General features: G+C 75.5%; 10 protein-coding genes. 1 reads left to right on the forward strand and 9 read right to left on the reverse strand.

Annotation, left to right across the window (positions count from 1 at the left end):
• Window positions 1–28: 28 nt before the first annotated feature.
• The 9 genes from rfaE2 to ACWD26_RS02205 form a co-directional block, all read right to left on the reverse strand.
• A complete protein-coding gene (gene rfaE2, locus ACWD26_RS02165; RefSeq protein ID WP_451265217.1) occupies window positions 29–1,528 on the reverse strand; it encodes a D-glycero-beta-D-manno-heptose 1-phosphate adenylyltransferase in 1,500 nt (499 codons plus the stop codon).
• Window positions 1,525–2,184, reverse strand: a complete 660-nt coding sequence (locus ACWD26_RS02170) for a D-sedoheptulose-7-phosphate isomerase (RefSeq protein WP_451265218.1) — start codon at window positions 2,182–2,184, stop codon at window positions 1,525–1,527. The genes rfaE2 and ACWD26_RS02170 overlap by 4 nt, the downstream gene beginning before the upstream one ends.
• Before the next feature lie 169 nt (window positions 2,185–2,353).
• Window positions 2,354–3,622, reverse strand: a complete 1,269-nt coding sequence (locus ACWD26_RS02175) for a glycosyltransferase (RefSeq protein ID WP_451265220.1) — start codon at window positions 3,620–3,622, stop codon at window positions 2,354–2,356.
• Window positions 3,619–4,584 (reverse strand): glycosyltransferase, encoded by a 966-nt coding sequence (locus ACWD26_RS02180; RefSeq protein WP_451265222.1) that lies wholly within the window; start codon window positions 4,582–4,584, stop codon window positions 3,619–3,621. The genes ACWD26_RS02175 and ACWD26_RS02180 overlap by 4 nt, the downstream gene beginning before the upstream one ends.
• Window positions 4,581–5,711: a glycosyltransferase family 9 protein gene (locus ACWD26_RS02185; RefSeq protein WP_451265224.1), complete on the reverse strand. Its 1,131-nt coding sequence runs from the start codon at window positions 5,709–5,711 to the stop codon at window positions 4,581–4,583. The genes ACWD26_RS02180 and ACWD26_RS02185 overlap by 4 nt, the downstream gene beginning before the upstream one ends.
• Window positions 5,708–6,376, reverse strand: a complete 669-nt coding sequence (locus tag ACWD26_RS02190; RefSeq protein ID WP_451265226.1) for a D-glycero-alpha-D-manno-heptose-1,7-bisphosphate 7-phosphatase — start codon at window positions 6,374–6,376, stop codon at window positions 5,708–5,710. The genes ACWD26_RS02185 and ACWD26_RS02190 overlap by 4 nt, the downstream gene beginning before the upstream one ends.
• The gene (locus tag ACWD26_RS02195; protein ID WP_451265228.1) at window positions 6,373–7,467 is read right to left on the reverse strand and encodes a glycosyltransferase family 2 protein; all 1,095 of its coding nucleotides are present in this window, start codon (window positions 7,465–7,467) and stop codon (window positions 6,373–6,375) included. The genes ACWD26_RS02190 and ACWD26_RS02195 overlap by 4 nt, the downstream gene beginning before the upstream one ends.
• Window positions 7,464–9,128: a carbamoyltransferase family protein gene (locus tag ACWD26_RS02200; protein ID WP_451265230.1), complete on the reverse strand. Its 1,665-nt coding sequence runs from the start codon at window positions 9,126–9,128 to the stop codon at window positions 7,464–7,466. Before ACWD26_RS02200 ends, ACWD26_RS02195 begins: the two co-directional genes overlap by 4 nt.
• 98 nt (window positions 9,129–9,226) lie before the next feature.
• Window positions 9,227–10,210 carry an NAD-dependent epimerase/dehydratase family protein gene (locus ACWD26_RS02205; RefSeq protein WP_451265232.1) on the reverse strand — a complete coding sequence of 328 codons (984 nt, stop codon included), beginning with the start codon at window positions 10,208–10,210 and terminating at the stop codon, window positions 9,227–9,229.
• Window positions 10,211–10,771: 561 nt separating this feature from the next.
• On the opposite strand from ACWD26_RS02205, the gene ACWD26_RS02210 reads away from it, so the two are divergent.
• The gene (locus ACWD26_RS02210; protein ID WP_451265234.1) at window positions 10,772–11,335 is read left to right on the forward strand and encodes a hemerythrin domain-containing protein; all 564 of its coding nucleotides are present in this window, start codon (window positions 10,772–10,774) and stop codon (window positions 11,333–11,335) included.
• The last annotated feature ends 97 nt before the right edge of the window (window positions 11,336–11,432 follow it).

Consider the following 11,432-nt stretch of genomic DNA (forward strand, 5'->3'; position numbering starts at 1 on the left):
CCCGTCCGGTGGTCGCGGCGGATCACGGTCACCGGCCCCGGGTCTTCGAGGGGCCCAGCGGTACGGCGGCCCGCGCCGCCCGGCGGGCCAGCAGGGTGGTCGAGCGGCCGTCGAGGTACGGCAGGACGACCGCTTGTCCGCCCCACGCGCGCAGGACCTCCGCCTCGGGCAGGTCCTGGACGGCGTAGTCGCCGCCCTTGACCCAGACGTCGGGCCGCAGCCGCCGCAGCAGCGCCTGAGGCGTGTCCTCCTCGAAGACCACGACGGCGTCGACGCTGCCGAGGGCCGCCAGCACCCGGGCACGGTCGGCCTGCGGGGTGAGCGGCCGGCCCGGGCCCTTGCGGCGGGCGAGGGAGGCGTCCGAGTTGAGGCACACGATCAGGCAGTCGCCGATGCGCCGGGCGCTCTCCAGCAGGCCCACATGGCCGGCGTGCAGCAGGTCGAAGCAGCCGCCGGTGGCCACCACGGTGCCGCCGCGCGCCCGCACCCGCTCCGCCAGCGCGAACGCGTCATCCACCGGCTCGTCCACCGGCCGGGCCGGGTGCTCCGCGCACCACAGCGCCGGGTTGCCCGCGCCGCCCGCCGCGACGAACGCGGCGGCCTCGGCGACCGCCCGCTGGACGGCCTCCTCCGGGAGCGCGCCGTCCGCGAGTGCCGCGACCGTCGCGGCCGCGAAGCAGTCGCCCGCACCGCACGGATCGCCCACGGCCCGGTAGGGCGCCGGGACGAGCATCGGCGTGCTCCCGCCGGGCCTGGTGAGCAGCGCGCCGCGCTCGCCCAGCGTCACGGCCACTCCCGCCGCCCGCCAGCGGTCGGCCAGCACCGCGCCCCGCCGCGCGTACGCGCGCAGGGAGGTGTCCTCGCCGGCGGACGCGGCGTTCGGCGCCTCCGAGACCCCCGCCGCGCACCAGCCATCGGCCGGTGTGACGCCCGCTCGCACCGGTGTCTCCTCGCCGGGGCACAGCGTCAGCGCCTCGGCCGCGTTCGGTGTGACGAGTCGCGCTCCGGGGACGGGAGCGCCGCCCTTGGGGTGCGGGTCCCACACCAGGGGCGTCCGGAGGGCGACGGCCGCCAGACCGTCCCGTACGGCGTCCGCCGTGCGGCGGCCGTAGTCGGCGACGAGGATCGCGGCGGCCCCCTCCAGCGCCTCCCGCACGGCCGCGTCCGGTGTGCCGGGCGTGCCACCGCCCCGGTCCATCCGGACGACGGGACGACCACCCGCGAGGACCCGTGTCTTCACGGGGAGGGTGCCGTCCAGGGGCAGTTCGACGAGCCGGACCCGGCCGCGCAGCTCACGGCGCACGGCATCGCCGGCCTCGTCGTCGCCCAGCGCGGTCACCAGGAGGACGTCACGGCCGTCCCGGGCCGCCAGCGCGGCGGCGAGGCCGGCTCCGCCCGGGCGCCGCCGGCTGCCGGTGACGTCGACGACGGGCGCGGGCGCGTCCGGGGCCAACCGGCAGGCCGTGCCCTCGATGTCCTCGTCGAGCAGGGTGTCCCCGACGACCGCGAGCGGTCGGCGCCCGGTCACGACACCCTCCCGCGCACCGGTACCGGGCGAGGGGTCCCTGAGCCGACGGCGGCCCCGAGCGGCGGCCCGGCGAGAGCGGCGTCGAAGCACTCGCACAGCAGGTGCACGGCGACCAGGTGGGCCTCCTGGACGGTCGCCGTGCTGTCGGCGTCGACGGCCAGCGTCTCGTCGGCGGCGTCGGCCAGCGGATTGGGCGAGGGCCCGGTCATCGCCCAGACCCGCAGGCCCGCCCGGCGTCCGGTGACGGCCGCGGTGATCAGGTTGGCGCTGCGGCCGGACGTGGACAGCAGCAGGAGCAGATCCCCGGGGCGGCCGTGGGCGGAGACCTGCCGGGCGAAGACGTGGTCGAAGCCGTAGTCGTTGCCGATGGCCGTCACGCTGGAGGTCTCCGCGTGCAGGGCGATCGCCGAGTACGCCGGCCGTTCCTGCCGGTAGCGGCCCACCAGTTCGGCGGTCAGGTGCTGGGCCTGTGCGGCGCTGCCGCCGTTGCCCGCCGCCAGCAGTCTGCCGCCGGTCGTCAGGACGCCGGCCAGCAGGCCGCCCCACTCCGCGATCCGGCCGAGGCCGTCGCGGCGGAGCCGGCCGAGTGCCTGTTCCAGGGACCGGCAGTGCAGATGCGCGGCGTCCAGTACGGGGGACATCGGGGATTCAGCCATGGCGCTCGGGTACGCCGCGTCACGGGGACGGCGGCCTGACCCGCACCTCCTTCGGACCTCGGGGATTCGCGGTCTCGGTGCCGTGGTCGGCGCGGCGACGGAACCTTCGGGCCCGGCCGAGTGCCGGAACCGTCCGACCACGCCGGTCGTTCGGCGCGATGACGGGCCGTCAGACCACGCCGGTCATGGCGGGCCGGGTGTCGACGACCTCCTCGTAGGCCGCCTCGGTCGCCGCGGCGACACGGTCCCAGCAGTAGCGGCGCAGCACCCGTCGGCGGCCGGTCTCCCCGCAGGCCGCGCGGGCCGCGGGGTCGGCGAGGAGCTCGCCCACGGCACGCGCGAGCGCCGCGGGGTCGCGCGGCGGCACCAGCCGCCCGGTGCCCGGGTCGGCGACGGTGTCGAGCTGCCCGCCCACCGCGCTGGCGACCACCGGCCTGCCGCAGGCCATCGCCTCCAGCGGGACGATGCCGAACGGCTCGTAGTCCGCGGGGCACACCACCACGTCGGCGCCGCGCAGCAGCGGCGGCACCTCCCGGCTGGGCACCCCGCCGGTGAAGCGGACCCGGTCCGCCACACCCGCCTCGTCGGCGAGCGCGCGCAGCCGGCGGACCTCCGGGTCGTCGTCGAGCCGGTCCGCCGGGGGACCGCCGGCCACGACGAGTTCGACGTCCGGCAGCAGGGCGAGGGAGGCGACGGCGACGGCCGCGCCCTTGCGCGGGACCAGCCGCCCCAGCTGCAGGATCCGGTGGGAGAAGGGGCCGCGTTCCATGGCGGGCCCGCGCGGGGTGAACAGGTCGGTGTCCACCCCGCAGGGCACGATCGTGACCCGGCTCGCCGGGACGCCCATGCGGACGAGTTCGTCGACCTCGTCGCGGCAGGTGGCGATGACCCGGTCGCAGCCGAGACCCACGTCCCGCTCCAGGGCGATGCGCCCGGGCGGGCTCGTGTCGGCGAGCTGCTGGTGCCGTCGCTTCACCGTGCCCAGGGCGTGGTACGTGTGCAGCAGCGGCAGCCCCAGCCCGCGTGCGGCACGCAGCGAGGCGACACCCGACATCCAGAAGTGCGAGTGCACCACGTCCGGTGGCCGCTCCCGCCACACGCGGGCCAGATGGCGTGCGAAGTCCCCCATGTACGGCAGGAGTTCGTCCTTCGGAACCTGCTCCGGCGGGCCGGCGGGCACATGGTGCACCGCCACCCCGGCCCGCATGCGCACCCGGTCCGGCAGGTCCGGCGCGTCGCGGCGGGTGTACACCGTCACCTCGTGGCCCCGGTCGGCGAGGGTGGCGGCGAGCGCGGCGACGTGGACGTTCTGCCCGCCCGCGTCCACCCCGCCGAGGACGGCGAGGGGGCTCGCGTGCTCCGAGACCAGCGCGATCGACCGGGGACGCGGACCGGGAGTGTCGCCGCCGAACCGGAAGGGGGTGAGGATCGAGTTCATGAGCGCGCCTCCGTCATCACGCGCTCCCAGTCGTCCAGGAAGCGCTTGAGCCCGTAGCGTTCGAGGGCCGCCTGCCGGGCGCGCGCACCGTCGGCCGCCGCCGCCCCGGGGTCCTCCAGATAGGTCCGCGCGGCCCTCGCCAGCACCTCGAGCCGGGTGGAGAGGGTGCCCGCGCCCGGCGGGACCGCCTCCACGGCCTCGGTGGTGGCGAGGGCCACGACCGGCATGCCCAGATGCATCGCCTCCAGCAGGGAGAGCCCGAGAGACGTCCAGCGCACGGGGTGCAGATACAGGCGGCGCTCGGCCAGGGCGGCGTGCAGCTCGTGCTGGGGCAGGTCGGCGCCGCGACAGCGATCCCCGGGCAGCCCGAGACGCGCGGCGAGCCCCTCGGTGCGCATGCCGAACACGTCCAGGGGCACGGCGTCGGCGAGAGCGGGCAGGAGGTCGGTGCCGGTGTGACGGCCCCGCCGTACCGGCTCGTTGACCACGACGGCCGCCCGCGCGAGCCGGCCGGTGTACCGATGACCCGGGTCGACGATGCCGTGCTCGATCACCTCGGTGCGGGTGGAGCCGCAGTCCCAGAACAGCCGGTTGAAGTGGGTGACGTGCACGAGCGTCAGGTCGTCGCGGTCGGCGAACGGGTGCCGGGTGTTCGGGACGTCGCCGTCCGGGGCGTTGTGCTCCAGATGGACGGCGGGTACGTCGCGTCCGGGACGCCGCCCGCCCAGCCATCGCTCGGCGAGCTCCAGTTCGTGCGGCCGTTGCAGGATGACCAGGTCCACCGGCGTCTCCCGCAGCTCCTCGGGCGTCACCTCGCGCACCGAGGCCGGCCAGGAGAACGTACGGGCCCGGCCGAGGCCGTCCGGCCCGCGATCCGGCGTGACCGGAACGAGGTAGGTGTGCGGGCCCTGCACGAAGGCCGTGGTCCAGGAGCCGTGTACATGCCACAGCAGGATGTTCATACGGTCGCTCCTCGTCGCGTCGCGCGGTCTCCGCCCCGTTCCGGAGGCGGGTCCGCGGCGGGGCCTCGTGGCCCGGGCCGGGCGGTCCCCGAGGTGCGGCGGCCGGGCAGGGCGCCGAGGGCCGCGACGGCCGCGAGGACCTCCCGGTCGCCGATCCCGTCGAGGCAGGGGTGCCCGGCCAGCGGGCAGTCCCGGGCCCGGCTTCCGGCACACGCGGCGTCCTGGTCCCCGAGCAGGACGTGCGGCACGCCGTACGGGCCCCAGCGTTCGGCCGGCACCACCGGTGCGAACAGACAGACGACGGGCGTCCCCACGGCGGCGGCGAGATGCGTCGGCCCGGTGTTGCCGACCACCACCACCCGGGCCCCCGCGAGGACCCCGGCCAGCTGCCGCAGATCGGTGGCACCGCCCAGGTCCAGCGCGTGCCCGCCCGCCACGTACGAGGTGAGGTCGCGTTCACCCCGGCCCCCGGTCACCACCACCCGGTGGCCGGCGGCGGACAGGGCCGCGGCGGCCCGCGCCGCACGGGCGGGGCTCCACGCGCGGGCCGGCACCGCGGCGCCCGGGTGGAGCACGACGTACGGCCCGGCACCGGTCAGGTGTGTGGTGTCCGGCGGCGGCTCCACACGCGGTGTCCCGTCGTCGCCGGGAGGCAGCGCGAAGCCCGCGTCGCGCGCCAGGTCCAGGGCGGCGAGGACCTCGTGCCGGTGGGGCAGCCGGTGGTGGCGCAGGTCGAGCAGGGCTCCCGGATAGTCCTCGCTGTCCGCGGCGATCCAGCCGACCCCGGCCAGCCTCAGCAGCAGCGCGACCGGCAGCGGGCTCTGGTGGTACGACACGAGGACCAGCGCCCGGTCGAAGCGCCGGGCCGACAGCTCCCGCAGCAACCGGTCGGTCGCCGCCCGCGACACCGGCGGCGGTTCCAGGCCCACCCAGGGGGCGTCGTACGCGATCACCTCGTCCACGCCCGGCAGCAGACCTCCGGCCGCGACCCCCTGAGGGCCGCACAGCAGCGCGGTGTGGGAGGAGCCCGACGCCGCCGCGCGGACGGCGGGGCCTGCCAGCAGCACGTCACCGGCACTGTCCAGCCGGACGACGAGCGTGCGGGGGAGAGGGGTGGCCGTGCTCATCGCCGGCCTCCCGCAGGGACGGCTCCGGGCCGGTCGGCACCGGTCCCCGGACGCATCACCAGCCGCACCGCCCCCAGCAGGTCGTCGGCCACGAGGCCGGCGCCGGCGATCTCCTCGCGCCGGGTCACCGGGGTGGGCACGAGCACCCCCCGCGCGCCAGCGGCGCGGGCGGCGGCCAGGTCGGCGCCGATGTCCCCGATGACGACCGTGCGCCCGGCACGTACGCCGAGCCGGTCGCAGGCGGCGAGCACCAACCCCGGGGCGGGCTTGCGGCACGGGCACCCGTCCTCCGGCCCGTGCGGGCACACCGCCCAGACGTCGAACGGGCCGAGCAGGTCCTCCACCCGCCGCCGCACCGCGTCCACCTGCCGGTACGTCAGCAGCCCCCGGGCGACGCCCGACTGGTTGCTCACGACGCCGACCGGGACGCCCAGCTCCCGCACGGCCGCGACGGCCTCCCGCGCCGACGGCATCGGCTCGACCCGCTCGGGGTCACCGTTGTAGGGCACGTCGGCCACCAGGGTGCCGTCCCGGTCGAAGAGGACGGCCTCCGGCAGGGCGGCCTCCGGCGGGACGGCCCAGGCCGTCGGTGACGTCGGCGGCGGCCCGTGGCCGGCGGAGCCGAACAGCCAGGGCGCGCGACCGCGCGCCGGGAACCCCGTCATGACCGCACCCCTTCCGCGACGGCCACGCGCGTCGAGGACGCGGCCGGCCGGAACGCCGCCGTCCCCCGGTGCGCGAGCTGCCCACGCAACCGGTGCCAGGTGGCGGCGGGCGGGATGACCACGCTGGTCAGCGCCATGGCGACGATCTCGTCCCGGGTGCGCGGCCCCGGCGCGATCCGGGCCAGCGCGAACTCGGCCGTACCGGCCAGCCAGCCCGCGACGCAGAGCGCGGCGGCACGCGGCCGGCCGAGCAAGGCGCAGGCCAGGCCCGTCGCGGCGAGCGCCGTCACCGCCAGATGCCCGGGCAGGCGCCCGCGGGGCGCCCCGGCCCTGTCCCACCAGTCCCGGCCGTGCCGCCGCGTCATCAGCACGTCGTCGGCGTTGCCCGCCTGCAGCCGTACGGAGACCCAGCGGTCCGCCGGACGCACCGGGTGCCGTGTACGGCGGTTTCCCGCGGTCAGGGTCCAGCCGGCGCCCAGTACGCGCAGCGCGAGGTCCGCGTCCTCCCGGAAGGCACGCCGGAAGCGCTCGTCGAAACCGTCGACGGCCTCCAGCGCCTCCCTCCGGTACGCCATGTCGGCGGTGATCCACCGGGCCGTGGCCAGCCCCGCCGTGTTGCGTTCCCAGTCCGTGGGCCGCCGCCCCTCCGGAAGCGGTACCTCGATCCGGGCGGTGACCCCGGCGCTGTGGGCCGGCGCGGCGGAGAGGTCCAGGGCGAGGTCGTCCGCCCACGACGGGCCGGGCACGACGTCGTCGTCGAGGAAGACGATCCAGGGCACACGGCCCGCCGCCCGCCACCCGGTGTTGCGCGCGGCGGCCGGCCCCTCTGCACGTCCCTTCACCAGGGTCGTGACCTCCCGCAAGGAAGGGGGGATCTCCGGGGCGAGCGGCGCGCCATCCAGCTCGGGACGGTCGTCCACGACGACCACCCGGACCGGCATCGGTCCCTCGGACCGGGCCAGTGCGCCCAGACACGCGCGCAGACTGGGCCGCCCGAGCGTCGGGATCACCACCGCGTACGCGCCGCTCCCCTCACCGGAGCCCGCCCGGTCGGCGAGGTGCGCGTGCCGCTGCCGGGTGCAGTCGCTCATCGGGCCGCTCCTTCGTCACCGGTGCCGAACAGGCCTTGACGCCGCACCGCGTACGGGCCGATCGCCAGCAGGTCCACGGGGGAGGAGCCGAAGCACTCCAGCGCGTCCCGGGGATCGTCGACCATGGGCCGGCCCGCCGTGTTCAGGCTGGTGTTGACCACCACGGGCAGTCCGGTCAGCTTCTCGAAGGCGCCGAGCACGCGGGCCACCAGCGGCTCCCGCCCGGCGTCCACCGTCTGGATACGGGCCGTCCCGTCGACGTGCACGACGGCCGGGATCCGCTCACGCCACTCGGGGGCCACGTCATGCACGAACAGCATGTACGGGCTCGGCAGCGGCCCGTCGAAGATCTCCCCGGCCCGCTCGGCGAGGACCATCGGCGCGACCGGCCGGAACTGCTCCCGGCCCTTGACGTCGTTGAGCCGTTCCAGATTGCCCGCGTGGCCGGGGTGGGCGAGCAGGGAGCGGTGGCCGAGCGCCCTCGGCCCGTACTCGGAGCGGCCCTGGAACCAGGCGACGATGTCGTTGTCCGCCAGCGACCGGGCCACGGTCGCGGCGATGTCCGCCGGCCGCTCGAAGGGCACGCCCGCCGTCTTCAGCCAGGCCCCGAGTTCGGCGTCCGACCAGTCCCGGCCGAGATCCGCGCCCGGCATCGGCTCCGGCTCCTCGCCCTCGGCCGCGGCGAGCAGCAGCGCGCCGCCCAGCGCCGTCCCGGCGTCACCGGCGGCCGGCTGCACCCACACCCGGGAGAAGGGGCCCTCGCGGGCGATCCGGGAGTTGGCGACACAATTGAGGGCGACGCCCCCGGCGAGGGTCAGCGTGCTGTCGTGGGTCCTCCCGTGCAGCCAGCGCACGAGGTCGAGCAGGGTCTCCTCCAGGACGGCCTGGGCACTGGCCGCGACATCGGCGTGCGCCCGCGTCCACGGCTCGTCCGGACCGCGCGGCGGGCACAGCGCGTGCCAGGGCACACCCGTGGCGCGGAACCCGCCGTCGCCGGTGGGGTGCACATGGCGGCGCAGCTCGGACAGCATGCGCGGGGTGCCGTGCGAGGCGAGGGCCATCACCTTGAACTCGTCGGAGGAGCGCAGGAATCCCAGGTGCTCGGTCAGCTCCTCGTACACCAGCCCGAGGGAATGGGGCAGTTCCTGCGCGTACAGGGGTTCCAGACGGTCGCCGACGCGGTGCGCGGCCAGGTGCGAGGCCCGTTCGCCGCGGCCGTCCAGCACCAGCACGGAGGAGTTCCCGGCATCAGGCGCGGCGAACGCGCCCGAGGCGGCATGGGCCATGTGGTGCGGTACGAAGCGGACGATGCCGGGGTCGATCCCGGGCAGGGCCGTCTCGAGGAATCCCGGGGCCTCCCGAGCGTAGGTCTGCCGGAGGTGGTCCCACGGGTCGTCAAGGCCCATGTCCCGGGCGGGCAGGGCCAGTTCAGGATCGTAGGAATAGGTGATCGCGTCGAGGTCCCGGGGGCGCAGACCCGCCCGGGTCAGGCACCAGGCGGCGGCCTTCACCGGCAACTCCCAGGCGGCGAACGGCACCGGCCGCTTCCCGTGCTTGCGCCGGGAGAACCGCTCCTCCTCGGCGGCGGCGACGGTGCGGCCGTCGATCACGAGCGCGGCGGCGGGGTCGTGGAACAGCGCGTTGATTCCGAGAATGCGCATCAGGGGCGGACCTTTCGGCGAGGGGGTGACGCCGTTGCCGGGCGTGCGAAGGGCCGGCGGGGCGATCCGGTGCCGGGTGCTCGGGCCGGGGTTCTGGTTCAGGGGCGTGGGAGCGCCGCCGTGTCCTCCGTCCCGGCGCGGAACCAGTCGATCGTGCGGCGCAGCCCTTCCACCGGTGGCACACGCGGCTCCCAGCCGAGCTTGTCGCGGGCCAGGCTGATGTCCGGGCAGCGCAACGCCGGGTCGTCGGTGGGGCGTTCGATGAAGCGGATCTCGGAGTCGGAGCCGGTGAGGTCGATGACCAGGCGGGCCAGGTCGAGCATGGTGATCTCACCGGGGTTGCCGATGTTCACGGGGCCGCGCATGCCGTGGGCCGCCGCCGTGAGCACACCGCGCACGGTGTCGTCGACGTAACACAGCGAGCGGGTCTGCCGCCCGTCCCCGGTGACCGTGAGCGGCTCGCCGGCGAGCGCCTGCCGGACGAACGTCGGTACCGCGCGGCCGTCGTGGCCGCGCATCCGCGGGCCGTAGGTGTTGAACAGCCGCACGATGCCGGTGTCGGTGCCCAGCGCGTCGGCGTGGGCGGTGGTCAGCGCCTCGCCGAAGCGTTTGGCCTCGTCGTACACGCTCCGTGGCCCGACGGGGTTCACATGGCCCCAGTAGCGTTCGTCCTGCGGGTTCTGCTGGGGATCTCCGTACACCTCCGACGTGGAGGCGAGGAGGAAGCGGGCTCCGGACGCGTTGGCGAGTTCCAGCGCGTGCCGCGTGCCGAGGCTCCCGGTGTCCATCGTGTGCAGGGGCAGCCGGAGATAGTCGGCGGGGGACGCGGGGGAAGCGAAGTGCAGGACCAGGTCCGCGGGGCGATCGACCGGGATCCCCTCCGCGACATCGGCTCGCAGCATGGTGAATCCGGGACGGTCCAGGAGCGCGGCGACGTTGTCGAGACGGCCGGTACTGAGGTCGTCGACGCAGGTGACGTCCACACCCGAGTCCAGCAGTTCCGTACACAGATGCGAACCGACGAAACCCGCGCCGCCGGTGACGACGGCGTGCTGCCAGTTCGGTGAGAAGGCGAGGGTCATGGCGATCTCCTCCGTACGGTGACGGCGTGTCGCTTCCTGGGCGTGCCGGGCATGACGGCGCGCCGCTTCAGCGCATGTGGGGATCACTGGTCCGGCGCGGACTCTCCTGGGAAACGCTCACCACGACGCTGTGGTGAACGCCCAGCGCGGGACGGGCGCTGAACGCCGGGGGGCCGAACGGCCCCGGGGCGGTTCCTCCGCCTCGGCATCGGAACGGTGGCTGGATGCGCACCGTCGGCGGAGGACGCCCGAGAAACGAGTTTCACATGTGCCGGTCCCGCTCGCGACCGGTGAGTCCCCGCAGCCCGCGGAGAGGGGGCGAGAGCCGCGTGACTGGGCCGTTCGTGGGTACTTGGGATCATCCGAGGACACCGGCCGGGCGACCGCCGGCCAGGGATCGGCGCAGGCCACGCGAGCGGCGGTGGCCTCGGCCCGTCGGTCCGGCCGGCCACCTCGCCGCGGCGTCAATGCCTCGTGTACGGGCGCGGAGGCGTTTCACTGACCCCCGCAAGGGAGGCCGCCGGGACGGACGGCCGGGAGCAGCAGGAAAGGAGCGAGGACATGGGACACGGCGGAGACGTCATCGCCGAACTGACCACCGACCACCAGGAAGTGGAGGAGATGTTCGGCGAGATCGAGGCACTGGCCTCCGGTGACCCCCAGCGCAAGCAGTACGTGGACAAGGTCACCATCGAACTGGTACGTCACTCGGTCGCCGAGGAGGCCTACCTCTACCCGGCGGTCCGCGAGCACATCCCGAACGGTGACGCGATCGCCGACCGGGAACTGGAGGACCACGCCGAGGCCGAGCGCACCATGAAGGCCCTGGAGCGGTGCGAGGCCGACGACCCGGACTTCGACCTGCTGATCACCCAGCTGATGACGGAGATCCGGTCCCACATCCAGGACGAGGAGAACAACCTCTTCCCCCGGCTGCGCGAGTCCTGCTCGGCGGACGTCCTGAACGGCCTCGGTGAGAAGGTTCGTACGGCCAAGAAGACGGCGCCGACCCGGCCCCACCCGGCGGCCCCGGACACCCCTCCGGCCAACAAGCTGCTCGCCCCCGGCATGGGCCTCGTGGACCGTATGCGTGACGCGCTGACCGGTCGGGGCAAGGACGACTGACGCCCGTACCGGACGCGCGAAGGGCCGGCGGGGACGCCCTTCCCGGGGGGACGCCGTGGGCGTGACGTCAATCGTGACGGTTCCCTCGCGGTGCCGC

This window comes from Streptomyces sp. NPDC002787 (assembly GCF_053592095.1).